Origin of the sequence: Gordonia aichiensis (assembly GCF_039946255.1) — a bacterium.
GTDB lineage: Bacteria > Actinomycetota > Actinomycetes > Mycobacteriales > Mycobacteriaceae > Gordonia > Gordonia aichiensis_A.
On sequence record NZ_JBCDWL010000025.1, the window covers coordinates 23,133 to 46,595 of the forward strand.

A 23,463-nucleotide genomic window follows, 5' to 3' on the forward strand; every position below is an offset into this window, starting at 1 on the left:
CGGAGGGACGGAAGCGACGACTGCGAGACGCGTTGGCGTCGCCGCGATGAGGCCGGAGACTAGACGAGGTCGAAGACCAGACGAGGCCGGAGACCAGACGATGCCGGAGACCACTCGGCGGCAGAGGCGATGATCAGCGAGGTGAACTCCGGGCAGCGCCTTCTCTGATGCTCGTCTTGTGACGCGGCACGACCGCGTGGAAACCCCCGTGACACTGTGACGCCGCGACCCCGTGGGAGTGGGTGTCGGCGGATGGAGTCGGGGTCACCTGAATCAGTGGAGTGCGATGGAGGTTGCCTCTACTCCCCTGATGGCGGGTCCACTTGATCCGGCGATCGAGCGGTTTCACGTGAAACTCAGATCGAGATGCTCGTCGTCTCCGGCTGGGTCGGCCGGCCATCACATCGGCGTGTGCTGATGCGCGGACTGATTCCGTTCGACTGTGGGTCGCCTCAGGCTCACTGTTGCGCCCTGTCGCGCTACTCGGGTGTCGGACTTCGAGGGGGCGAGACCCTCGGGTCTCGCAGTCTCCCGATCTCGTAGTCTCCCGATCTCGTAGTCTCCCGATCTCGTAGTCTCCCGATCTCGTGGACCCCGGATGGCGTCGTCCCTCGGGGGCTGCACTTCCGGACGTTGCATTCCGAGTCCGTCGCCGCCGAGGTGTTGTCTTCCGCTGATGCGATCTTGATGCATTCGTGGTCGCTGCCTTGGCAGCGGCGACTTCGGTGCGTGACCGACACGTGCTCGTCGTTCCGCCGCCGAACTGTGACGATCAAAGAGTCTGGGATGGCGGTCGGCTACTGACGATTATCGTCGGGAACCATCGCCCGGAAACGGTTGTCCGAGATGGTCGGAGTGAGCTCGCGAGCGATGCGCGAACTGAACTCGGCAGTCGGATAACGGCAATGGGCGTGCATTCCATTCGGCGCTGTGGTTCCGCGTGAAACAGCAACAGTGGTCATGTGGGCGTCGGCTGTCGACCGTCGACAACGCGTGCGGCCGCACCTCGCCGCACGAGCGCTGCGTTGGGCTCCGCCCTTTCCGCCGGACTCGCGGTCGTGGGTGCGGCGACGCCGTCTGCCTCGCCGCACTGCCCCTGGTACGAGAATCGCAGGGACACCCATCGTCCACGTCCCCCCGCCGCATCACGACGACAATGGGCTGTACTGCCGTTCCGAGCGATCACGTGAAACACCCGCTGTCACTCTTCTGTCCGTCGCGGGCCGCGCCACTCACTTGCCTCATTGGGGATCGGCGACTCGGGGTGTCGGTTGAGTGGGTGGCGAACCACTGGCGATGTGGCCGTGCGGTCGTTGGTCGGCTCTCCCGATACGCGGTGGCGGACCCCATTCGTGAAGTGCTTGCTCGCTGCCCTCCCCCGACTCCATCGGGCCGGAGTGACCCGCCATTGCTGCTGTGGCGAGTGGTGGTCTACGGTTTGCCCGCAAGCCCGCAAGCCCGCAAGCCCGCAAGCCCGCAAGCCCGCAAGCCTGCAAGCCCGCTGCGCGTGTGTGTCTGTGGCAGGACTACCCGGAATCGACATGCGATCTGCGGCCGGGGTTCCACGTGAAACATGGATCCGCGACACCGAAGCATCGGAGTCTCGAGATTCTGAACAGCTCGCAGTTCGATCCCGATCCGGATCAGGTGTGCGGGAGTGTGGAGATGATTCACGTGAAACATGCCGGCGGAGCTTCGTCGCGATGCGGATGATCCGAAGGTGCCTGGCTCGGTTCTACGGACCAACAGTTCTCGCGATGGACCGCGCGCTATTTCGCCGTGACGCTCTAATGTGAACTACCGTCCCCGAGGTTCGGTGTCCGTCACCTCCCCTGCCGCGTGCTCGGTCGGGAGCCGCGTCGTTCGCGTGGACCGGGTGCAGCGACGGGGTGACCGAGGATTGATGATCGCGAGGAGATGACCTCGCGCGGCAGTCCGACGGATCTCGGGTGGGGCGGAGCGGCGTGCGATGTCTCGTTGTCGACCGCTTGTCGTGCTCCGCTCGCACAGGTCCCGAGTCGCTACACCGGGATGCTTCCTGTAGCTGGGTAGGGGTCCTCTCGCACCCACCGTTTCCCGTGAAACCTCGACGGCCGAGTGGCGTGTCTGGAGGGGCGATTTGCCCCCGCTAGTCGTCGGAAGATGACGACGTCAGACTCCTTGTAGTGACTCGCTACCGCCGGGTCGCAGCGGCAGCGCACGGACTAAACTAAAGGAGCTTCACCCAGCGTCGCGGATGCGTCTTGGACCGACTGTCGTCGGGTGACGTGCTCCCCGTGACTCTTCCGGGGTGAGGTCGAGTGCAGAAGCGATTCGGCCTCGGGGAGATGGATGTTGATTCGACACTGGTGTTTCACGTGGAACCCAGATGGTGACTCGAATGAGTTGTTCCACGTGAAACAGCGGAGGTAGCAAGATTGATGGATGACAACCCGGGAGCCAGTGAACCGACGCCGGCGATCGCCGTGGAGGTCTTCGGGCCGCGGTTGCCGCTCGCTGAGCATTACGCTCGGATGCTCACGGACGAGGGTGTTCTTCGCGGACTGATCGGCCCGCGGGAACTCCCCCAGTTGTGGACGCGCCACCTGTTGAACTGTGGTGTTCTTTCGGAGGCGATCGGCCCGGACGTGACGGTCATCGACATCGGTTCCGGTGCGGGCCTACCCGGCATCCCCCTCGCGATTGCGCGGCCGGACCTCCGCATCACGCTGATCGAACCGCTGCTGCGTCGGACGACGTTCCTTGAAGAAGTGGTGGCTGCCCTCCCCCTCCCCAACGTCACCGTTGTTCGCGGTCGCGCAGAGGAACGCGCCGTGTTGAAAGCGGTCGAACGAGCGGATGTCGTCACCTCGCGTGCGGTCGCGCCGTTGGAGCGGCTCGCCAAGTGGTCGGCTCCCCTGATCCGCGGCGGCGGGCGCCTCGTCGCACTCAAAGGCAAGTCGGCCGCGGATGAGATCGCGCGGGATTGGGAGAAGGTCATGAGGCTGGGCATCCGAGACCTGACGGTCGAACAATGCGGAACAATGTTGGAGACTCCGACCACGCTCATCGTGGGCCGACGCAACGAGTCGGCCCGGGATTCGCGCGCGTCGCGGAATTCGGACCGGCGGAACTGACGGGAAGGTTTGACAATTGGTGTCATTTCGCCGGAGGGCGCAGAATGGAATCACAGACCAAAGGAGTTCCGGGGTGCCCAACCACGAGCACATCGTTTCACGTGAAACGGCCACAACTACTTCGATGCACAACTACGACGACACCCCCATCGCCACCGCGGCGGCACGTGCGAGCCAAGTCTTGACCCCCGGCGGCACCGGCACTCTCCCCCGCCCGCCTCGTCCTCGCATCATGACGATCGCGAATCAGAAGGGCGGTGTCGGAAAGACGACGACCGCCGTCAACCTGGCCGCAGGCCTGGCTCTCCATGGACTGGGCGTCCTCGTCATCGACCTCGATCCGCAGGGCAATGCGAGCACGGCCCTTGGGATCGATCATCGCAAGCCGGGCATCTCTTCGGTGTACGAGATGCTTTTGGACGGGGTCGGTCTGCGCGAAGCGATTCAGCAGTCGCCGGCGAACGACAATCTGTACTGCGTACCCTCCACCCTGGATCTTGCGGGAGCCGAGATCGAGCTGGTCTCGATCGTCGCTCGAGAGAGCCGATTGCGCAATGCGCTCGACCCCGAGGTGCTCGCGGAGTTCAAGATCGACTACGTGTTGATCGACTGTCCGCCATCGCTGGGGTTGCTCACCGTCAACGCGATGGTCGCTGCGCGCGAGGTGCTGATCCCGATCCAGTGCGAGTACTACGCACTGGAGGGTGTCGGTCAGCTGCTCCGGAATATTGAGCTCGTGCAGGCTCACCTGAATCCTGATCTGCATGTGTCGACGATTCTGTTGACGATGTACGACGGACGCACAAAGTTGGCGGATCAGGTGGCCGTGGAGGTCCGCAAGCATTTCGCCGGCAAGGTTCTCTCGACCATCATTCCGCGCAGCGTGAAGGTCTCCGAGGCTCCCGGGTACGGAATGACGATCATCGAGTATGACCCGGGTTCACGTGGATCCATGAGTTACTTGGATGCAGCTCGGGAACTCGCCGAGCGCGGAGCAGCTGGAAGGAGAGCTGAATGAGCCAACGCGATACTCAGCGACGAGGCGGTCTCGGTCGAGGCCTGGCGGCGCTGATTCCGACGGGTCCCTCCGACGACGATCACGGTGTGAACACGACCCGGATGGGTGCGGCGGCCGCAGACGTCGTCATCGGCGGCGGTGTCGCCACCCGACCTCCCGCGGGCGCTCGGAAGCCGTCGACCGATCTGCTCTCCCCCACGGTGGGGACGGAGGCGCAGCCCTCCGCCGAGGAGATCGGTGCGGTCTACCGCGAGATCGCGCCGTCGGAGATCGAGCCGAACCCGAAGCAACCGCGTTCGGTGTTCGACGAAGAGGCACTGGCCGAGCTGGAGCATTCGATTCGCGAGTTCGGCTTGATGCAGCCGATCGTCGTCCGTGAGCTCCCCTCCCCCGCTCCCGGCGGTGCGCGGTATCAGCTCATCATGGGTGAGCGTCGTTGGCGGGCGAGCGGCAACGTCGGGTTGGAGACGATTCCGGCGATCGTTCGGGAGACGCCCGACGGCGACATGCTCCGCGACGCACTGCTGGAAAACATCCATCGCGCACAGTTGAACCCGCTCGAAGAGGCGGCCGCCTATCAGCAGCTGCTCGAAGAGTTCGACGTCACCCACGAGGAACTGGCCAATCGACTGGGACGATCACGCCCGGTGATCACGAATATGATCCGACTGCTCAAGCTGCCGATTCCGGTCCAGCGGAGGGTGGCCGCCGGAGTGCTGTCGGCCGGACACGCTCGGGCACTGCTGGCTCTGGAAGCCGGTCAAGAGGCGCAGGAGGCGCTCGCCGCACGGGTGGTGCGCGAAGGGCTGTCGGTTCGAGCGACCGAGGAAGCGGTCACCCTGGCCAACCATGACGGCGTCGACGACAAGCCGCAGCCGAAGAATCGGCAACCGATTCAGATGCCGGGACTTCAAGACGTCGCCGACCGCTTGTCGGATCGGCTCGACACGAAAGTGACCGTGAGTCTCGGTAAGCGGAAGGGCAAGGTGCTGATCGAGTTCGGATCGGTCGACGACCTGGAGCGAATCGTGAATGTGATCGCCGAGAACACCCAGAAGTAGTCGTGGAACGCTGATCGAAGGACACCCGGTCGATTCGTCACTGTGACTTCGGGTCGAAGGGCGGGTCGGACAGCGGTCGTCGAACGGTTCGACGGTGCGGACCGTTTAACGGTTCGGATCGGGTGAGTGGGACGCGAGAAGGAGGAGACGACAGCGATGGCTGTATCTGTGGTGCCACTGGATCTCGAGGACTTCGAGACGCTGCCGCTGCATGCGCGTCGCTGCGTTTTCTGGGAAGTCGACCGTGCCGGCAGCTCGCCCGCGATCGACACTGTGATCGTCGGAAAGGCACAGTCGTCGGCCGGTGAGACCACCGGACCGGAGAGCGAGTTCGACAAGGAGGCCTGGCTGTCGGGAGTGCTGCTGGAGTGGGGTGTGTGCTGTCAGGTCGCCGTCGAACCGACGACGAGCCGGGTCGTCGGCGCCGCCTTCTACTCACCGCCCGGTCGTGTGCCGCGGGCTCACCGCTTCCCCACCGCGCCGGTCGGTGCCGATGCGGTGCTCCTGACGACGGTGCAGATGGAACCCGGCTTCGAGACGGAGATCGAGACCGTGATCGACGCCGTCATCTCCGATCTGGTGCGTCGTGGTGTGCGAGCGGTGGAGGCCTTCGGCTTCAGCGGCGACGACGATTCGCTGGCGATGGATCTGGTGACCCTGTTGCTGGGCAGCGGACTGGCGGCCGACGTCTGCGGTCGCTGCATTCTGCCCACCGAGATGCTGACCGACCTCGGTTTCGAGGTGGTGGCTCAAGATCCGTACCTGCCCCGGTTGCGGCTGGAATTGGATGAGGGCCTCGGCTGGAAGAGTCAGGTGGAGCGGGCGCTTCGCAAACTGGTCGAACCGCTCTCCGCGAAGGCCCTGTCGGGGGCCGTCGCTCAGCCCGTGACCTGTTCTGCCGCAAGCAGTTCGGCGAAAGTATAGGTGCCGGTCGGCCGATCGTTCTCGCCGAGCAGATACAGCCGCTTGACCGCGACGAGGATCGCCTCGGCGATGGTGTCGCGAACCTCCGGCCGATCCAACTCGGCGGCGTCGCCGTCGTTGGTGATGTAGCCGGCTTCGATCACCACCACCGGCATCCGGGTCGACCGCAGAATGTTCCAGGTGCGGGCGTGGGTGCGGCAGTCTCGCAGTTCGGTCCGCGCGACGATCTCGCGCTGGATGTAGCCGGCCAGGTTCCGTCCGATGGTCGAGTACGAGCCGTGCGTGTTACCGAAGTAGAACGACGCGAGGCCGTTGGCCTTCTGGTTCGGGTAGTGGCCGGTCCGCAGTGAGATCATGAGATCGACGTCGGCGAGGTTGGCCACTCGGACGCGGTCGTCGTCGGTGGGCTTGTTCTTCGGGTCGTGCGACAGGAAGGTCTCCATCCCCGCCGCCGACATCCGCCCCTCCAGACGCGCGGCGAGGTCCCACAGCACCGCGTTCTCGGCGCCGACGGGGTCGTCGGCGCCCGGGTCGATCAGGATCCGCTTGCCGGTGAGCTGCGGGCCCGACTTGCGGACGTGCTCCTCCTCGCGGATGGCGTGTGGCGAGCCGCCGGTCACGCGGGTGCCGAGTCGTTCCAGCGAGCGCAGCGTGGCAGGTCCGCAAATGCCGTCGGGCGAGAGCCCGTACTCGGTCTGGTACAGGCAGACCGCGTTGTGGGTGACTTCGCTGAAGACGCCGTCGACCAGACCGTGGTAGAAGCCGAGATTCTGCAGGCGGGCCTGCAGGGTGGCGACATCGTCGCCGGTCATCGGTGCCGACAGCCGATACAGCAGGACGCGGGCGCCGAGCCGATACGAGGCCTCGCGCAGGGCGGTGTAGGTGGCGCGGCCGACGAGTCCGTCGACGATCAGGCCGCGCTCCTGCTGAAACGCACGGACGGCCCGGTCGCACGCGAGGTCGAAGACCGCTTCGGGCGGTGACCAGGGAGTCTGAGGAGTGCTGGGGGGTGTCTGCGCCGGTCCCGGCAGTAGGCCGCGATTGACCAGGATGGCCCTGATCTCGGCTACTGCGGATCCGTGGTCCCCCAGACGCAACACCTGCATACGTACATCCCACCTTCTCGACACGGCCGGCCCGGATCGTGGGCACGAACCCGGCCCCGCGGCTTGCACCATTCTCTCAGGCAGCGGCGGTGCCGACAAATGACGCGCGGGATCTGTGACCATCGACCCACGCCCGGAGAATCGGACGCGGGTCGGTGAACGACAGGCTATGCGAGGACGTCGGACAGCTCGCGCAGCAGTGCGGCCTTCGGCTTGGCGCCCATGATGGTCTTCACGGGCTTGCCGCCGGAGAACACCATCATGGTCGGAATGCTCATGATCTGGTACTCGCGGGCGACGTTCGGGTTCTGGTCCACGTCGACTTTGGCGACGGTGATCTTGTCGGCGTTGTCGCGGGCGATCTCCTCCAGGACGGGGGCGACCATCTTGCAGGGGCCGCACCAGGTGGCCCAGAAGTCGACGAGGACCGGCTTGGTCGACGACGATTCGATGACCGCGCTGTTGAAGGTGGCGTCGGTGACGGCGACGGTGTTCTCGGACATGAAGTTCCTCCTGTGGTGGGCGGGCACGGACGGCCCGCTTCGGGCTGGGTCAGGCGTCGGCCTGGTCGGCGAGCCAGCGTTCGGCGTCGATGGCTGCCGAACAGCCGCTCCCCGCAGCGGTGATGGCCTGGCGGTAGGTGTGGTCGACTAGGTCGCCGCAGGCGAAGACGCCGGGCAGGTTGGTGTAGGTGGTGCGACCGGTGACCTGGACGTATCCTTCGCTGTCCAGGGCGACCTGGCCCTTGACGAGGTCGCTGCGCGGGTCGTGTCCGATGGCCACGAACATGCCGGTCGCCTCGAGCGTGCTGGTCGCACCGGTGCGGGTGTCGGTGAGTTCGAGTTCGGTCACCGAGTTCTCCCCCTTGACCGCGGATACGGTCGCATTGGTGACGAACTTGATCTTCTCGTTGGCGCGGGCGCGTTCGAGCATGATCTTCGAGGCGCGGAACTCCTCGCGGCGATGGATCAGCGTGACCGACTTGGCGAACTTGGTCAGGAAGGTCGCCTCCTCCATCGCGGAGTCGCCGCCGCCGATGACGACGATGTCCTGGTCCTTGAAGAAGAAGCCGTCGCAGGTGGCGCACGCGGAGACGCCGCGGCCCAGCAGTTCCTGCTCGCCCGGAACGTTGAGGTAGCGGGCCGCAGCACCCATCGCCAGGATCACCGCGCGGGCGCGGTAGACCTGCCCGGCGACCTCGACCTCCTTGATGTCGCCTTCCAGGCGCATCGCGTCGACGTCCTCCATGCGCAAGTCGGCGCCGAAGCGGATCGCCTGTTCGCGCATCTCATCCATCAGGTCCGGGCCCTGGATGCCCTTCTGGAAGCCGGGGAAGTTCTCCACCTCGGTGGTGGTCATGAGGGCGCCGCCGAAGGACATGCCCTCGAAGACGATGGGCGACAGTTCGGCGCGCGCGGCGTAGATCGCGGCCGTATAGCCTGCAGGGCCGGACCCGACGATGATCACGTCGTGGATCTGGTTCTCGGTGTCGCTCATCAATCCTCCGTTATCGCATCAACTGCAGGCACCACCGCATCGGCCGGTGGTGTCGGTGCAGACGAATCAGTCAACACCAGGATATGGCCCGATGTTCCCCCGTCGATGATCGTGTCGTGCGGAGGCTGGAGCGGCGCCGCCCCTACCGCCGGGTGAGATCGTCGATCAGCGCATCGAGTCGGGTGGCGACGTGGTCGGGCAAGGGCGGTGCGAGCTGCCCGTAGTCGCGCAGATCGGATTGAACGCGATCGAGCGCGGACAGGACCTGTGCGGCGCGGGGGTCGGCCGCCAACCGGCTGCGGACATGTTCTGCGATGACGGGATCGAGCGCCTGGGCGTGCAGATCGGCCAGGAGGGTCGTCGAATACGGTGGTTCAGGCAGTGCGAAGTCCGGGTCGTTCCTCGCTGAAGCAGCCATGATGTGTTCGTCGCCCTTCCGGTGTCGGTCGCCGTTTCCCACAGTACTTAGACGCAGCGGTCGGGGATACGGTTCCGCCGATCGCATTCCGGGCGAGTCGGGATCCGGGGCGTCGGGATCGGGGGGCGGGGCGCCGACACCCTCCTAATCGTCGTGACGCATGTACGCGAGCACCAGTGCGAGCTTCTCCCGACCGCGCGAACACCGACTCTTGACGGTTCCGCAGGCGATGTCGAGCGCGGCCGCGGCGTCTCGGATCGAGTAGCCGTGCAGATCGACCAACACGACGGCGTCCCGTTGGTCGGGTGGCAGCACGTCCAACGCCCGGCCGATCGACAGGGAGACGTCGATGTCGTCGGTGTAATCGTGTTCGTCGGCCAGAACCGAGCTCTCGAGCTCGATGAGCGGCACGGTCTCGTGGCATCGGATGCGGCGGAGCCGGTCCAGACAGGAGTTCACGACGATCTTGTACAACCAGCTCGACACGGACGCGTCTGCGCGGTACGAGCGTGCCGTGCGGTGAATGGATATCCATGCATCCTGCAGGGCGTCGGCGGCGTCGTCCTGGTTGCCGGTGGTGCGCAGCGCGATGGCCCACATCCGGTGTCTGTGCCGCTCATACAGTTCGCGAAAGGCGTTTCCGTCGCCGGCGATGTGCGCGTTGAGCAGGTCGACATCACTGGTCTGATCGATGATCCCCCGAGTCATGCGGATGAGACTAAGGCGGAGTACCTGCCGGTTTCGAGCTTTTCGGCAAGTTGTGGATGGAATCCATCAACCTGTGGATGAATCCGTCGACAGAAGAATTCTTATGCACACTGGCGTATGCGTGAACGACTGGAAACGAGTGTCGCCGCCGATCCACCGGAGGCGAGATCCCCCACGGGCGCCGTGAGATTCGGACTTCGGGGGCGCACTATGCTGACTGCCATGAGCGACGACAAGCCGCTGGCGACGTGGCCGGCCGCCCGATCGATGGGAAAGCTGGCCGTACCGGGGGAACTCGCCCTCACTCGCACGCACGTGGTGTTCGAGCCGAAGTCGAAGCGTGCCGCCGGGACGCGGTTCTCGGTGGCGTTGACCTTCGTGGCGGCCGTCGGCAGCGCGCCGGGGACCGGGAAGTTCTTCTCCGGCGGCAAACGGGAGCGGCTGTGCCTGACCCTGGGCGACGGCTCGGAAGGGCTGTTCGTCATGACCGACCTCGCCGACGCGACGACCCGGATCCGGGAGCGACTGGGCCGCTGAGCCCATTCGATCAGGTCAGCTTGAACAACCGGTCGTAGGTCGCCACGAACATCTCGGTGACGACCTCGTGGACGGCCTCCACCCGAAACAGATCCGGGCCCGCACTGTCGCTGATCGGGTCGCTGATGGCCATCTGCCAGTCGACGAGCAACTGGGTGATGGCGCCGACGAGGCCGATCGCCGCGATCTTCTGCCGCGGCGTGGTCGGTTGGCCGTTGCTCGCGAAGCCGGCGATCAGGTCGGCCCAGTCGTGAATGGCCGCCAGGCGAAGCTTCTCGATCTCCGGGGCCACCCCCACCACTTCGATCAGGATCACCCGGGCGCGGCGCGGATCGTCGACCAGTGACTGGATGAATCCGCCGAGCGCCTCCTGGGCGAGGGACGGGATCACCGCCGCCGGGACCGGGCCCTCGCCGACGCCATTGCGTTCCAGCACCTGGGCCGCGGCCAGGATGGAGGCGTTGCGCGCGATCTCCACGCAGTGCTCGTATGTGGCCGCCAGGAGGTTGATCCGGTCGGGGAAGGACTCGTAGAAGTATCGCTGAGTCAGCCCCGCCTCGTCGCAGATCTTCTTCACCGACACGTTGAGATAGCCCTGCGTGCCGAACAATTCCAGCCCCGCCGCGATCAGCGCAGCGCGCCGTTGCTGCTGCCGTTGCGTAGCGGAGACACCCCCGTATGTGCGCCCACCACTCTTCGTCGTCATCATGGCCGATCCTACGTGGCCGGAATCGGCGATGCCCCTTGGCATCGATTATCTGACACGATACGATGTCAGTTAATGGTCGCGAACTACTGCTGCGTCCGTCCGCCCGAGAGAGTGAAGCATGCTGGACTTTCTGCCCGAGCCGATGCGGGATCCGACCGTCGTCGCGATCCCGTTCTTCCTGACGATGCTGCTGCTCGAGATCTTCGCGGCATGGAAGCTCGAGCGCGTCGACGAGACCGACGAGCGGCCGGCGAAGGGCGCCTACGAGTTCGCCGACGCCCGTTCGTCGATCACGATGGGGCTGATCTCGATCGGCACGTCGGCATTCTGGAAGTTTCTGGCGCTGTTCGGCTACAGCGCGCTGTTCGCCTACGTCGCGCCCTGGCAGCTGCCCGAGAACGCCTGGTACACGTGGGTGATCGGCTTCGTCGCCCTCGACTTCCTCTTCTACTGGGAGCACCGGATCGCTCACCGCGTCCGCCTCGTGTGGGCGACCCACCAGGCGCATCACTCCAGCGAATACTTCAACTTCGCGACGGCGCTGCGGCAGAAGTGGAACAACAGCATGAGCATGATCATGTGGGCGCCGCTCCCCCTGCTCGGCGTTCCGCCCGCGGTGGTCTTCGCCGTGTACTCGCTCAACCTCGTCTATCAGTTCTGGATCCACACCGAACGGGTCGGCACCATGTGGCGGCCGATCGAGTTCGTCATGAACACCCCGTCGCATCACCGGGTCCACCACGGCAGTGACGCCGAGTACCTCGATCGCAACTACGGCGGCACGTTCATCGTCTGGGATCGCCTCTTCGGCTCGTTTCAGCCGGAGGTCTCGCGCCCCCGCTACGGGCTGACGAAACCCGTTGGAACGTACAACATCTGGAAGCTGCAGACTCACGAGTACGTCGCGATGGGCCGCGATGTGCGGTCGGCGCCGACGCTGCGGGCCAAGCTCGGCTACGTCTTCGGGCCGCCCGGTTGGACCCCGGCACCCGCCGCGACCACGACCGACGTGCGGCCGCAGCACAGCTGATCAGGAGACGCTGATCTTGGAGATCACGGCCTGGTAGTCGCCGCTCGGGCCCACCGGCAGCGAGGTCAGCCAGACGATGAAGTAGGGCGCCGACGCCGGATTCTCGACCTTCAGCGTCGTCGACCGCGAGTCGACGACGCCGGATCCGACGCGCGTGGTCTGCTCGAGGTCGGTCGGAGTCGGCTCGGTGCTGGTGCGCAGCTCCACCTGGAAGTCGGGAGTCGAGGTCGCGATCGTCACCGAGTGCACCGTCTTGTCGCCGCCGGTGGCGAAGATGAGGCCCAGCCCCGACTTGAGACCGCCGAACTGCGGGCTGCCGCGGTAGGCGTCCGTGCGCCACGCAGGGGCGGCGCCGGTGATCAGATTCGCCAGATTCGGTGACGACTCGGCGGGCTGGCCCGACACGTCGAGCAGGTTCACCGACCGCAGGCTCACCGACCCCGTCGGCGCCGACCGGGTCGGTGGCGCGGCGGCCGACGACGAATTCGTGTCCTTCGGGAGGAACGAGTTGATGTCGGAGTCGGTGTTGCCCGAACCGCCGAAGACGTTCGTCAGTGCGACCAGGATCGCAATGATCAGGAAGACGACGAACAGCCCACCGCCGGCCAACAGGGCGACATTGCGTTTGCCCTTCTCCCCCTCGCCCATCAGGCGTTCCTTGCGGGTCCGCGAGATCGGTGCGACCGACAGCGGCGCCTGTCGCGATTCGACGCGCGGCAGCATGTCGGTCTTGAGATCGACGACGGTGGCCTGGTCGAGCACGTGCTGCACGGTGGCGGCGGTGCGGATGCCGCGGTCGCCCTCCAGCGCGCGCGAGGCGACCGCGGAGATCTCGAACGGGATGTCGGGCTTCACCTCGCGCGGCGGAATCGGCCGATCGGGGTTCTTCGGGTCGGGTTCGGCCGGCCGTATTCCGCCGATCGGGTCGCCTGAGGTCACCAGATGCCCGCCGGTCGCGGCGTCGAGCGGCCACCGGTTCAGCAGCAGCGAGTAGAGCACCGCGCCCAACCCGCGCACATCGCCCGCCCGGTCGTCGCCCGGCATCACGGCCGGGAACGCCAGCACCGCGTCGCCGTCGGAGCTGACCCTGATCCGGTCGGGATGGTCGATGGACAGGGTGGTGCCGGTCCGGTGCGCGGCCTCGGCGCCCGCGGCGAGCGCACGCACCGCCCGCGCGGCACCCATCGCCGACGGCGCGGTGGCGGCCACCTCCTTGAGGGAGGACCCGTGAACCCATTCGGTGACGATGACACCGCCGGAGGCACTGCGAACCACATCGAGAACCCGCGCGACGCCCGCCGAATGGAGCTGGCCGAGCCTGCGCGTGTGGTTCAGGATGGCCTGCGGCCCGTCGTCGGGCACCGCCTGACCGGGTTGGATCGGCGGCGCCTTCTGCTCGGGATCGACGAAGGTCAGGCCCACCTCGCGGTCGAGACCGGTGTCCTTGGCGCGCCAGAACTCGAGGCCGCGGGCGCCGCCTTCGCGCTCGAGCAGTCGATATCGGCCGCCGACGATGCCCGCACCGGGGACCAGCCGCGGTCCGCGCGGCGGACCCATCACCCGTGTCTGATCACGGGACGGGCCCGGCCCGCTGTCCGGAGTGGGCGCGACGGGGCCGAGCGGTCTGCCGCTGTCGTTGCCCTGCTGACCCATCGGTCCAACTCCTCGTCGAGGTGACGGCCGATTCGGTCGGGGCGGACGCGGCGGATACCCGACCACCGGAATCACCATGGTCTCGCCCACGGCTCCGCCGGACATCACCGAATACTGCTGCCACGTCGCCGTGCCCCGGTCGAATCGGCGACGAACGTCTACTTGACCAGCGTACGGGACCGAATCGTCGGAAGTGATCCGCGGAATCTGGACGGTCATGGTGCGCGAATCGCGATCATCGGAGCCGGTTGTCGGCGCCGGCGCCAGGGCCGGGATGAACCGGCCCAGCAGTCGCATCACCGAACTGCTGATGGTCACCATCTCCGGGATCTCCAGCGCGGTGAGCAGCAGGTATACGACGCCGAGCACCACCAGCGCGGTCAGTGCCAGGTAGACGACGGAACCGATCTTGCCCGCTTGCGTCGACATGGCGGCCAACCCGGTCAGATCGGACACCAGCCAGACGGCCGCCGCCACGACGACCGACACCCCGATCGTGACGTAGGTGGTTCGGGCGACATCGGACATTCGGGAGACGCCGAGGCGTTTGTGCAGCAGGATCTGACCGACGATCGCACCCACCAGATAGCCGAGTCCGTTCGACAGCGACAGCCAGCGCACCACCAGCTCCTGATCGCTGAAGATGACCGGCCCGAGGTACGACGACGCCACCTTGACGGCGGTGATCCCGACGACCATCAGGGTGGGTGTCCAGGCGTCCTCGCGCGCATAGAACACCCGCAGCTGCACGAGGGTCATCGCATACGGGATCAGGGTGAAGGCGCCCCACGACAGGACCGATCCCAATTGCGAGGCGGTATCGGCGTCGAACTTGCCGAAGTTGAAGATCGCGATGCCGATCGACGGACCGAAGAAGGTCATGAACGCGACGGTCGGGACCAGCGCGATCATCGTCAATCGGGTGGCCAGCGACATGTCGTCGATGACGGCGGAGGTGTCGTCGGCTGCGGCATTGCGCGACAGCCGCGGCATGATGGCCGTCAGGATGGTCACGCCGAGGACGCCGTACGGCAGTTGCAGCAGCTGCCAGTGGGTGGCGTACACCGAGATGCCCGACGCGGTCGCGTGCGCGGCGATCCGGTAGGTGATGACCATGCCGACCTGCAGGACCAGCACGTAGGCGACGATCGCCACCGCCATGCCGCCGAACTGGCGCAGGCGCGCGTCGATGCCCCACTCGAGTCTGAGGTTGATGCCGACCTTGCGTAGGAAGGGAAGCAGAATCGCCGCCTGCATCACCACGCCGAGGGTGGTGCCGATGCCGAGCACCAGGATCTTCGGCTCCGACATCCGGACCGGATTGAGCGTCATCTCGCCGGGCATCGCCCAGTACAGCACCAGCGTCGTGATCTGGACGATGTTGTTGAGCACCGGCGCCCACGCACCGGGTTTGAACAGGCCCTTCATGTTCAGGATGGCGATGAACAGCGCGGACAGGCCGTAGAACAGGATCTCGGGCAGCAACAGGTACGCCAGCGCGGTGGTCAGCGGTCGGTTGACCTGGCCGTCGCCCACGTTGAGCATGGTCAGCAGGGGTGCGGCGACGATCGCCACCACGCTCGCCGTGCCCAGTAGCAGCACGGTGAGGGTGAAGATCCGGTTGATGAAGCCGGCGCCGCCGTCGTCGTCCTCGTTCTCGGCGCGCACCAGCACCGGGATGACGATCGCGGTGAGCACCGCACCCAGCACCACCTCGGCGATCATGCTCGGCAGCACGTACGCGGCCTGGAATGCGGAGGCGACGGCGCCGCCCAGCATCGCCAGGACCAGGACCGTCCGGACGAAGCCGGTGATGCGGCTGATCAGGGTGGCGAAGGCGATGGATCCGCCGGTGCGCATGATGCTCGCATCGGAGTCGTTGCTGGTAGCGGAGTCGTTGCTGGTGCCGGTCGTCGCGGCGGCGTCCGATCGGGTCGTCGGTTCCGCGTCCTGCTCGTGCCGATCAGTCATGAACCCTCCCCGTGGTTCCCTGGCTCGGTGGTTCCCCGGCTCGGTGGCTGCGTGTGTTCGCTGTCGGTTCCTGTCCGGCCGGTCTCTGTCATGTCGCGGTCTGTCATGTCGGGATCTGCCCTGTCGGGATCCGGCCTGTCGGGTTCGGCCCGGCCGGGTTCGGCCGCGCGGCCTGCGGCCAGCCGATCCTGGTAGCTCAGCCGGTCCTGATAGCCCAGGGTGGCCTGCTCCAAGTGTTCCTCGTCGGGCTCCGGACGATCCTCGTCGGCCGGATCGGGCTCGCCGCGGAAACGGTGCCACAGGCGTCGGGCGGTCAGCAGGACGAGGATGACGGCCGCGGCCACGGTGATCCAGAACAGCGGCTTCCCGTACGCGTTCGCATACACCGACAGTTCGATCGGGGTGCTGAGCGGGAGATCGTTGACGGTCACCAGCCCGATGTGGACGGACGCCGGTTCGGAACTGGTGGCGTGGGTCGGGATCTGCAGTTGGCGGGTGCCGATCGCGGGGATCTCGAAGGTGCCGAGGTCACCGATCTCCAGGGTGGCGGGCGCATCGATGTCGAGCCGGACCCGAATCGGCAGGGCCAACTCGTTGCGCACCACCAACAGCAGCGGACTGCGTTCGGAGGCCAGGGTGTAGCGGCCGCTCGGGTCGAGCAGCGACACCGCCTGCTGCATCCCGGTGAGTGCCTTGCCGACGGCGGTGAGCCGCTGGTCGCGCTGAGGGCGGTCGGCCTCGTCGCCGGTGGTCGAGATGCTGGAGACGGCGCGGATCAGATCATCGCGCAGCGGTTGGACGTACTCGGCGGGCGTGGTGACGGTATCGGCGTTGCCGACCAGCGCGGACTGCATGTGCCCGATGAGATCGAGGCGCTGACGAACGGTCTCGGCGTTGTGCTGGGTGATCGGAAAGCCCGCGGCGACGTCGGGTTGGACGTCGCCGGGGACGGTCAGCCGCACCGGGGCGTCGGCAGCCGGCAGCTCGCCGACCAGCGTCGACAACGGTACCGCGCGGGCGGTGCCGCTGGACAGCATCAGGGCGGCGGTGTCGCGGAGCATGCGTGCGTCGTCCACGGTCGGCGACCAGTAGGTGGGCGGCATGATGAACGCCGAGCGACCGGTCGTCGGCAGGTCGCTTGCGCCTGACGAACTGTCTGCGCCCGAGGAGTCTGTGCCCGAGGAATCTGCGGCGGTGGGCGCCGGTGCGTTCAGCATCGGGAAGGCGAGCGCGGCGGCGGCGGCCTGCCTGCGGCTGACGGCCGACTCGTTCGACAGGTTCGGCTGCTGCCAGTTCGGCATGATCGCCGGAACGCTCGGCGTCAGTCCGGCGCCGCCCAGCGCCGCACTGATCGCGACGTCGTAGCTCTGCACCGCCATGGCGTCGACGGTGTAGCGACCCGATGCGGTTCCCGACGTGGGACTGCGGTCGGTCGGCGACAGCGGTGTCAGCGCCGAGGAGGCGATCGCTGTGGCGTGGATGCCGATCCCGGAGAGCAGTGCCCGGCCGTCGCCGGTCATGGTGCCGGTGGCCGGGATCGTGAGGCCGCGGACCGATCGCACGCCCAGGAGCCGGTCGACGATCGCCGACGGATCGAGGATCGCCCGCTCGGACAGGCCGGTGTCGCCGACGGTGTGCAGCGAATCGAGTCCGGCCTGCGCGAAGGGCAGGGCGGTGACGCACATGCGGGCGGCCACGGCGGTGAGTCTGCGCATCCAGTCGGCGGCGGCCTGCGCGCCCTGACCCGGGTGATCGGCGGCGTCGGGATCGGCCGGATCATTGGTGACGACGTAACCGGCGGCCATCTGTTCGACGGTGAGCAGCAGGTCCGGGTCGACGGCCAGGCAGATTGAGTCGCGCACCGGATCGTCGGCGACCGGTGGGCCGTCGATGCCGACCAGGTTCTCCAGGGCACGCAGCGAATTGCCGAGTCGGCCGTCGGCCTGCAGGGAGTGCGCGAGCGAGTCGTTGGTCAGGCGCAACGGTTCGGTCCGACCGCCGAGGGTGCCCGCTGCGGCCTGCGGCGGTGCCGCCAACGGCCACATCATCGTGAACGGTGCGGGAGCCGACGTGTTCGGCGCCAGCGATCCGTCGCGGCCCAGGAGCGGGACGCCCGGGACGTCGCCGCCGGGGGCCACGTAGTCGCGCGCCCGATTCTGATCGGAGGGCAACGACAGCACCGGGAGCAGCGTCCGCGAGTCGGCGATCGTGGCGGTGCTCGCGTTCTGCGGGGTGCCGGTCACGTTCACCAGCAGCGGATAGACCCCGGCTCTGGCCAGCCCCAGCCCGCCGGCCGCGGAGATCGGGGCGGTGACGGTGAAGTCGACCGATCGCCCGGCCCCGAGTGATCCGGTGACCGACTTCGTCGGTCCGACCACCCCGAAGTCGGCGGCGGAAGCGGTGAGCGTGCTGCGCAGCTGGTAGGACTCGGTCACCCGTGAGCCCCGCTGCAGCCGGACCGCCACGTCGCTGATCGGGTAGCCCGCCGTGTTGACGATCCGGCCGCGGACCGTCACGGTGTGCCCGGTGGAGCCGGTGACGGTGCTGGGCGTGACCTGTGTCAGGCCGACCGTCGCATACGAGCTGGGCGCCGCATGGGAGCCGGGTGTCGAAGTACGCGGCGCGGTGGGTGCGGCGACCGCGGCCGGGACCACCCCGAGCATGAGTGCCACCAGGGCGATGACCGCCGACAACGCCGGTACCGACACCGGCCGCCGCGCCGCGCTGAGGTCAGCTCTCACCGGAGGCGGCGCGACGCGGGCGCCGCCGGCGTCGACGAGGTTTCGGCGCGGGAGGCGGTTCATTGCGTCGCTGATTGCGTGCGGCTGCGGCTTTCTCATAGTCGTTCGGCTCGGTGCGGAGACAGTTGGCCTCTGACTGCGCCAACCGGTGAGGGTCGCTCTGCAGATCGGCGATCACCGACTCGGCCATCCGCGCCAGACGTCGCTCGTCAGAGTACGTGAGACGCCGCGGCAGTTCCGTCAACGGGACCCAGGCGACGGCGCTGACCTCGTAGTCCGCGTCCGACAACTCGCCGCCGGTGAAACGCAGCAGGTAGTGGTGCACGGTCTTGTGGATCCGCTTGCCCTCGCTGACGAACCAGTAGTCGATCTTGCCGAGCGGAGCGACGATGGTCCCGGAGATCCCCGTCTCCTCGGCGACCTCGCGCATCGCGGTCTGTTCGGCGGTCTCGCCGGTCTCGATGTGCCCCTTGGGCAGCGACCACATCATCCGGCCGCGACGGTCGATCCGACCGATCAGTGCGGCCGACAGTTCGTCGAACGGCGCATCGATGTCGGAGAGCACCAAGCCGCCGGCCGACGTCTCGCGCACGGTGTGCAGCCGCGGCGCGGTCTCCCCCTCGGCTCGACGCGCCGTCCGTCGCCGGGTGCGCGGCATCGAGGCCGGCGTGTTCGCGCCGGAGGGTGCCGGACCGGTGCCCTCGGGCGTCGGGCTCTCGATCTCGGCGGCTCTGCCGTCCGTGCCGGGCAGAATGTTCTTCCCGGCGCCGGACTTGCCGCCGTTCTTGCCCGCCTGGCCCCGGTTCGAGCCGTTTCTGGTCGCGGAGTTCTTCGGGCCGCCCTTGGCGCCGTTCTTGCCCGCGGCGCCCCGCGGTCCGCCGCTCCTCGAGTTCGAGGGCTTCGCGGTTCCCTGACCTTCGCCTGCGGTGGGCGACGGCTGCGCGTCCGCGCTGCGGCCCGACCCCGCCTCCGGGGCCGTCTGCTGGGCCTGCTGCTGACCGCCGCCGCGTCCCGACCTGCGTCCCCTTCGTCGTCGACCGCGACGGGCGTGTCGGGAACGTCCGGCCTGGCCGCTTCCGTCGCTCGGCTGGTGGGCATTATTCTTAGTGGTGGAATCGTTGCGGCCGGAGGCACCCTTGACCGCCGGAGCGTCGACACCGACGTCCGGGCGCTGCAGTGAGGGTTCAGCGGACACACCCCGATGCTAGCCGCTTGTAACCGCGCGTTAGCCGAACAGGTTGAGCGGGTCGGGAGTCGGTAGTCTCTCATCACATGACAGACACTGCGCCCGGAGGACAGACGCGCGACGTCGAGCGCGCCGAGCGTCGGATGCGGCTGCTCGCGTCGGCGGCAGTGACGCTGCAATCGCTCGGTGACGTCCTCACCCCGCTCGCCGACCGATTCGCCGACCGCGGTCACGAGTTGTACCTGGTAGGCGGCTCGGTCCGCGACGCAGTGCTGGGCAGGCTCGGCAACGATCTGGACTTCACCACCGATGCGCGGCCCGAGGTCATCGCGCAGATCCTCGCCGGTTGGGGCGACGCGGTCTGGGACACCGGCATCGAGTTCGGGACCGTCAGCGCCACCAAGGACGACGCGACCGTCGAGATCACGACCTTCCGGTCGGACCTCTACGACCAGCAGTCCCGCAATCCCGTCGTGACCTTCGGCGACACGCTCGAAGACGATCTGATCCGACGGGACTTCCGGATCAATGCGATGGCGGTCAAGCTGCTGCCCGGCGGAGAGCAGCAGTTCTGCGATCCCCTCGACGGCATGCACGACCTGCTGGTCGGTGTCATCGACACCCCCGCGGCACCCGAGTCGTCGTTCAACGACGACCCGCTGCGCATGCTGCGGGGTGTGCGTTTCGTCTCCCAGCTCGGTTTCCGCCTGGCCGACCGGGTCGTCGTGGCGACGCGCGAGATGGCGGAACAGATCGACCGGATCACCGCCGAACGCATCCGCGTGGAGCTGGACAAGATGATCTGCGGCGAGCATCCCCTCGAGGCGATCGACCTGCTCGTGGACACCGGCCTGGCCGACCGCGTGATCCCCGAGGTGCCGGGGATGAAGCTGACGATCGACGAACACCACCAGCACAAGGACGTCTACCAGCATTCGTTGACCGTGCTGAAGCAGGCCATCGACCTCGAGACGGGCGATCCCGACCCGGTGCTGCGGTGGGCTGCCCTCCTGCACGACATCGGCAAGCCCGCCACGCGCAGGCACGAGGCCGGGGGCGGGGTCAGCTTCCACCACCACGAGGTGGTCGGCGCGAAGCTGGTGCGCAAACGGATGCGCGCACTCAAGTACCCGAAGGCGGTCGTCGACGACGTCTCGCAGCTGGTCTTCCTGCACCTGCGGTTCCACGGATACGGCGACGGGATGTGGACCGATTCGGCCGTGCGGCGCTATGTGACCGACGCCGGGCCGCTGCTGGAGCGGCTGCACAAGCTGGTGCGGGCCGACTGCACCACGCGCAACAAGCGGCGGGCGCGTCGCCTGCAGGAGACCTACGACTCCCTCGAGGAGCGGATCGCCGTGCTCAAGGCGGCCGAGGACCTGGATCGGGTCCGGCCCGACCTGGACGGCAACGCGATCATGGAGCTGCTCGGACTGCCGCCGGGCCCGGTGGTCGGTGAGGCCTGGAAGTACCTCAAGGAGCTTCGGCTCGACGTCGGCCCGATGAGTCGGGAGGACGCCGAGGCGGCGCTGCAGGCGTGGTGGCGGGCCCGCGAAGGCGGTGCGTGAGCCGGACGTCGCCGGCGGCAAGGGTAGATTCGAGGCATGTACTGCAGCGATCTCGGTGAACAGTGGCATGCAGCAAGGGTCGAGCCGTCGATCGGACACCTGGACTCGGCGTCGGCCGGGCGGTCGTCGAATGCGGTGATCGAGACGTTGCATGAGCACTTGATCCGCGAGGCGCGCACCGGTTCGTACGTGGCCGCCGACGAGCAGGCCGAGGTCTTGGCGGTCGGGCGTCGGGCGCTCGGTTCGCTGATCGGTCACCGAGCCGAGGAGGTGTCGTTCCGCGACAGCGCCCGCGCGGCCTTCCGCGCCCTGCTCAACGGGATCGCCCTGCCGCTCTCACCCACCGTGTGGGTGGCCAAGAACGAGTTCGGTCCCAACCTCGACGAGTTCGAGCGCCGCGACTTCGCCGTCCGGACCATGCCCGAGAACGACGTCTACGGGCACGTCGACGTCGACTCCCTCGAGAACATGCTGCAGTTCGAGCAGCCGGACTTCATCCACGTGTGCCAGATCGGGTCGGCGAGCGGCATCGTGCAGCCGGTGCGGGGCATCGTCGAGGTCGCGCACAACGCCGGGGTGCCGGTGATCGTCGACATGGCGCAGGCCGTCGGCCACGTCCCGACCGTCACCGGCGCCGACATCGTGTACGGCACCTCGCGCAAGTGGCTGGCCGGGCCGCGCGGGGTCGGTTTCGTCGCCGTGCGACCCGATTCGCTGATCGCGGTGCAGGTGCCGCCGTCGGACGCCTTCATCGCCGGCCAACTGGCGTTGTCGACGGCCGTCGCCGAACTCCTGGAGGTCGGACAGCAGCGCGTCTTCCGTGAGCTGGCGGCGATCGGTCGGACCACCCGTGAGCGACTGCACGGCATCGCCAGCTGGGAGGTCGTCGAACCGCTCGACGAGCCGTCGGCCCTGGTCACCCTCGCGCCGCCGCCCGGGTGGCGCCCGGCCGACGTGCTCGCCGCCCGTGACCGACTGCGAGAGGTCGGGCTGTTGGTGACGGCGGCCGACTCGTGGCGGGCTCCGCTCGCCGGCGAGGACTCGGTGCTCCGGGTGAGTCCACACCTCGACGTGCGGACCGAGCAGCTCGACCAGCTGGCCGGCGCCATCCGCACCATGGGGTACTGACCCGGGGGTACTGACCCCGAAGGTTCAGCGCAGGGCGACGAGCTCGTGCAGGGTGGAGCCGTCGACGGTCTCCGTGCTGCCGTCGTCTCGGGTCACCGACAGGGTGAAGTCGGACCGGAAGCGGAAGTAGCCGGGCCGACCGATGAGCCGGTCGGTCAGCGGTCGGAGGAACCGGCTGCCCAGGAGCGGGACCTGCTCCAGCAGGGCTTGCGCGTGCAGCACCTGCGTCACGGTCATCTCCAGGGAGAACTTGCCGGGGCAGTTCAGCGACAGGCTCGTCGGATGGGTTCGCCCGGTGGTCTCGTCGTACACGGCGGGGCCTTCGGTGAAGTCGACCTCCCCGGTGCTCAGGATCACCCGGTCGCCCTCGGCGAGCATCACCGGCATGATCTGCAGGTTTCCATACTTTTCCTGGGTGGCGACGACGGCGTACAGGAGCGTGAAGTCCTCGGTGTACAACCGTCCCCAATGCCACTGGTCGATGATGCGCGGCATGGCTCCTCGACCCCAGTTGTGATCGGCGTAGCCGGTGCCGGTGACCTCCCATTCCCGTGTACCGATCGCCATGCGCCCGCGGACCGCCGCCCGCGGCGCCCCGACGCACCAGCCGAAGACGCCGCCGTCACCGAAGCGGGTCTCGCCGCGGCCGGGCATCCACGGCGCCAGCAGATTCGTGAACTCCAGCTCGAGTCGGACATCGTCCTCGTCGAAGACCACCAGGTAGCGGGGCAGTTCGCCGTCGAAGACGACCCGCGCGGAGTTGGGGCCGATACGGACGTCGACCTCGTCGGCGGCGAAGTGGGCGGCCCGGTTCGGATAGCGCTGCGCCAGCTGCCTGCGCGACCCGTCGGGGTGGTAGACGATGATCTCCACCCACGGCCGAGACAGTGGCGGATCCTCCGGCCGACGCCTCACCAGGAAACCGACGACCGTGTACCCGTTGTCGAGGTGCGCGTCGAAGTACCAGTGCTCGAAGGCGTTCGCTTCGGGGCCTGCCCGGCGGGCGTTGTGCGACGGGCTGACGGTGGTGAGGGTGCCATCGTGGCGGCCGGGGCCGTTCCAGGCTTCGACGACGTCAACGGTCATGGTGGG

Annotated in this window: 18 protein-coding genes and 1 pseudogene; 9 read left to right on the forward strand and 10 right to left on the reverse strand. The window is 67.5% G+C overall.

What is annotated here, in order from left to right; genetic code table 11:
- Positions 1-2,420: 2,420 nt before the first annotated feature.
- The 5 genes and pseudogenes from rsmG (at position 2,421) to AAFO60_RS19760 (ending at position 6,119) form a co-directional block, all read left to right on the forward strand.
- The gene (gene rsmG / locus AAFO60_RS19745) at positions 2,421-3,116 is read left to right on the forward strand and encodes a 16S rRNA (guanine(527)-N(7))-methyltransferase RsmG (protein WP_347957956.1); all 696 of its coding nucleotides are present in this window, start codon (positions 2,421-2,423) and stop codon (positions 3,114-3,116) included.
- Positions 3,117-3,240: 124 nt separating this feature from the next.
- Positions 3,241-4,134 (forward strand): ParA family protein, encoded by an 894-nt coding sequence (locus AAFO60_RS19750; RefSeq protein ID WP_347957984.1) that lies wholly within the window; start codon positions 3,241-3,243, stop codon positions 4,132-4,134.
- Positions 4,131-5,195 carry a ParB/RepB/Spo0J family partition protein gene (locus tag AAFO60_RS19755; protein ID WP_347957957.1) on the forward strand — a complete coding sequence of 355 codons (1,065 nt, stop codon included), beginning with the start codon at positions 4,131-4,133 and terminating at the stop codon, positions 5,193-5,195. Before AAFO60_RS19750 ends, AAFO60_RS19755 begins: the two co-directional genes overlap by 4 nt.
- Before the next feature lie 36 nt (positions 5,196-5,231).
- Positions 5,232-5,321, forward strand: a pseudogene (locus AAFO60_RS21025) (hypothetical protein); the annotation flags it as partial.
- Positions 5,322-5,351: 30 nt separating this feature from the next.
- Positions 5,352-6,119 carry a hypothetical protein gene (locus AAFO60_RS19760; RefSeq protein ID WP_347957958.1) on the forward strand — a complete coding sequence of 256 codons (768 nt, stop codon included), beginning with the start codon at positions 5,352-5,354 and terminating at the stop codon, positions 6,117-6,119.
- Here the strand turns inward: AAFO60_RS19760 and AAFO60_RS19765 are convergent.
- The 5 genes from AAFO60_RS19765 to sigM form a co-directional block, all read right to left on the reverse strand.
- Complete coding sequence (locus AAFO60_RS19765) at positions 6,074-7,225, reverse strand: N-acetylmuramoyl-L-alanine amidase (RefSeq protein WP_347957959.1); 1,152 nt, start codon at positions 7,223-7,225, stop codon at positions 6,074-6,076. The two genes, AAFO60_RS19760 and AAFO60_RS19765, sit on opposite strands and share 46 nt — an antisense overlap.
- A 167-nt stretch (positions 7,226-7,392) precedes the next feature.
- Positions 7,393-7,728: a thioredoxin gene (gene trxA / locus AAFO60_RS19770; protein WP_347957960.1), complete on the reverse strand. Its 336-nt coding sequence runs from the start codon at positions 7,726-7,728 to the stop codon at positions 7,393-7,395.
- Positions 7,729-7,777: 49 nt separating this feature from the next.
- Entirely contained in the window at positions 7,778-8,722 is a 945-nt protein-coding gene (trxB, locus tag AAFO60_RS19775) for a thioredoxin-disulfide reductase (protein WP_347957961.1), read from the reverse strand.
- A gap of 142 nt (positions 8,723-8,864) precedes the next feature.
- A complete protein-coding gene (locus AAFO60_RS19780; protein WP_347957962.1) occupies positions 8,865-9,140 on the reverse strand; it encodes a hypothetical protein in 276 nt (91 codons plus the stop codon).
- Positions 9,141-9,284: 144 nt separating this feature from the next.
- Positions 9,285-9,848 carry an RNA polymerase sigma factor SigM gene (sigM, locus tag AAFO60_RS19785; protein ID WP_347957963.1) on the reverse strand — a complete coding sequence of 188 codons (564 nt, stop codon included), beginning with the start codon at positions 9,846-9,848 and terminating at the stop codon, positions 9,285-9,287.
- 222 nt (positions 9,849-10,070) lie between these two features.
- Here sigM and AAFO60_RS19790 point away from each other — a divergent pair, with 222 nt between their 5' ends.
- Positions 10,071-10,385 carry a hypothetical protein gene (locus tag AAFO60_RS19790; protein ID WP_347957964.1) on the forward strand — a complete coding sequence of 105 codons (315 nt, stop codon included), beginning with the start codon at positions 10,071-10,073 and terminating at the stop codon, positions 10,383-10,385.
- A 10-nt stretch (positions 10,386-10,395) separates the two neighbouring features.
- On the opposite strand, the gene AAFO60_RS19795 is transcribed toward AAFO60_RS19790, so the two are convergent.
- Positions 10,396-11,091 (reverse strand): TetR/AcrR family transcriptional regulator, encoded by a 696-nt coding sequence (locus tag AAFO60_RS19795; RefSeq protein WP_347957965.1) that lies wholly within the window; start codon positions 11,089-11,091, stop codon positions 10,396-10,398.
- Between the two features lie 121 nt (positions 11,092-11,212).
- Here AAFO60_RS19795 and AAFO60_RS19800 point away from each other — a divergent pair, with 121 nt between their 5' ends.
- The gene (locus tag AAFO60_RS19800) at positions 11,213-12,124 is read left to right on the forward strand and encodes a sterol desaturase family protein (RefSeq protein ID WP_347957966.1); all 912 of its coding nucleotides are present in this window, start codon (positions 11,213-11,215) and stop codon (positions 12,122-12,124) included.
- Here AAFO60_RS19800 and AAFO60_RS19805 read toward each other — a convergent pair whose 3' ends face one another.
- Genes AAFO60_RS19805 through AAFO60_RS19815 form a run of 3 tightly spaced genes read right to left on the reverse strand, consistent with a single transcriptional unit; the run spans position 12,125 to position 19,684 of the window.
- A complete protein-coding gene (locus tag AAFO60_RS19805) occupies positions 12,125-15,748 on the reverse strand; it encodes a lipid II flippase MurJ (protein WP_424307250.1) in 3,624 nt (1,207 codons plus the stop codon).
- Complete coding sequence (locus AAFO60_RS19810; RefSeq protein WP_347957967.1) at positions 15,745-18,552, reverse strand: DUF6049 family protein; 2,808 nt, start codon at positions 18,550-18,552, stop codon at positions 15,745-15,747. Before AAFO60_RS19810 ends, AAFO60_RS19805 begins: the two co-directional genes overlap by 4 nt.
- Entirely contained in the window at positions 18,479-19,684 is a 1,206-nt protein-coding gene (locus tag AAFO60_RS19815) for an NUDIX hydrolase (protein WP_347957968.1), read from the reverse strand. Before AAFO60_RS19815 ends, AAFO60_RS19810 begins: the two co-directional genes overlap by 74 nt.
- A 77-nt stretch (positions 19,685-19,761) precedes the next feature.
- On the opposite strand from AAFO60_RS19815, the gene AAFO60_RS19820 reads away from it, so the two are divergent.
- Positions 19,762-21,243 carry a CCA tRNA nucleotidyltransferase gene (locus AAFO60_RS19820; protein ID WP_347957969.1) on the forward strand — a complete coding sequence of 494 codons (1,482 nt, stop codon included), beginning with the start codon at positions 19,762-19,764 and terminating at the stop codon, positions 21,241-21,243.
- A 36-nt stretch (positions 21,244-21,279) separates the two neighbouring features.
- Positions 21,280-22,371, forward strand: coding sequence for an aminotransferase class V-fold PLP-dependent enzyme (locus AAFO60_RS19825; RefSeq protein WP_347957970.1), 1,092 nt, complete (start codon positions 21,280-21,282; stop codon positions 22,369-22,371).
- Between the two features lie 24 nt (positions 22,372-22,395).
- Here the strand turns inward: AAFO60_RS19825 and AAFO60_RS19830 are convergent, their stop codons facing one another.
- Positions 22,396-23,457, reverse strand: coding sequence for a lipocalin-like domain-containing protein (locus AAFO60_RS19830; RefSeq protein WP_347957971.1), 1,062 nt, complete (start codon positions 23,455-23,457; stop codon positions 22,396-22,398).
- Positions 23,458-23,463 lie beyond the last annotated feature (6 nt).

Excerpts from the sequence above, each read along its gene's own strand:
- AAFO60_RS19825 (WP_347957970.1), top strand. The coding sequence starts at position 21,280 with ATGTACTGCAGCGATCTCGGTGAACAGTGGCATGCAGCAAGGGTCGAG.
- AAFO60_RS19755 (WP_347957957.1), top strand. The coding sequence starts at position 4,131 with ATGAGCCAACGCGATACTCAGCGACGAGGCGGTCTCGGTCGAGGCCTG.
- trxA (WP_347957960.1), bottom strand. The coding sequence starts at position 7,728 with ATGTCCGAGAACACCGTCGCCGTCACCGACGCCACCTTCAACAGCGCG.
- sigM (WP_347957963.1), bottom strand. The coding sequence starts at position 9,848 with ATGACTCGGGGGATCATCGATCAGACCAGTGATGTCGACCTGCTCAAC.
- AAFO60_RS19805 (WP_424307250.1), bottom strand. The coding sequence starts at position 15,748 with ATGACTGATCGGCACGAGCAGGACGCGGAACCGACGACCCGATCGGAC.
- AAFO60_RS19790 (WP_347957964.1), top strand. The coding sequence starts at position 10,071 with ATGAGCGACGACAAGCCGCTGGCGACGTGGCCGGCCGCCCGATCGATG.
- AAFO60_RS19810 (WP_347957967.1), bottom strand. The coding sequence starts at position 18,552 with ATGAACCGCCTCCCGCGCCGAAACCTCGTCGACGCCGGCGGCGCCCGC.
- AAFO60_RS19800 (WP_347957966.1), top strand. The coding sequence starts at position 11,213 with ATGCTGGACTTTCTGCCCGAGCCGATGCGGGATCCGACCGTCGTCGCG.
- AAFO60_RS19760 (WP_347957958.1), top strand. The coding sequence starts at position 5,352 with ATGGCTGTATCTGTGGTGCCACTGGATCTCGAGGACTTCGAGACGCTG.
- AAFO60_RS19750 (WP_347957984.1), top strand. The coding sequence starts at position 3,241 with ATGCACAACTACGACGACACCCCCATCGCCACCGCGGCGGCACGTGCG.
- AAFO60_RS19765 (WP_347957959.1), bottom strand. The coding sequence starts at position 7,225 with ATGCAGGTGTTGCGTCTGGGGGACCACGGATCCGCAGTAGCCGAGATC.
- trxB (WP_347957961.1), bottom strand. The coding sequence starts at position 8,722 with ATGAGCGACACCGAGAACCAGATCCACGACGTGATCATCGTCGGGTCC.
- AAFO60_RS19830 (WP_347957971.1), bottom strand. The coding sequence starts at position 23,457 with ATGACCGTTGACGTCGTCGAAGCCTGGAACGGCCCCGGCCGCCACGAT.
- rsmG (WP_347957956.1), top strand. The coding sequence starts at position 2,421 with ATGGATGACAACCCGGGAGCCAGTGAACCGACGCCGGCGATCGCCGTG.
- AAFO60_RS19780 (WP_347957962.1), bottom strand. The coding sequence starts at position 9,140 with ATGGCTGCTTCAGCGAGGAACGACCCGGACTTCGCACTGCCTGAACCA.
- AAFO60_RS19795 (WP_347957965.1), bottom strand. The coding sequence starts at position 11,091 with ATGACGACGAAGAGTGGTGGGCGCACATACGGGGGTGTCTCCGCTACG.
- AAFO60_RS19820 (WP_347957969.1), top strand. The coding sequence starts at position 19,762 with ATGACAGACACTGCGCCCGGAGGACAGACGCGCGACGTCGAGCGCGCC.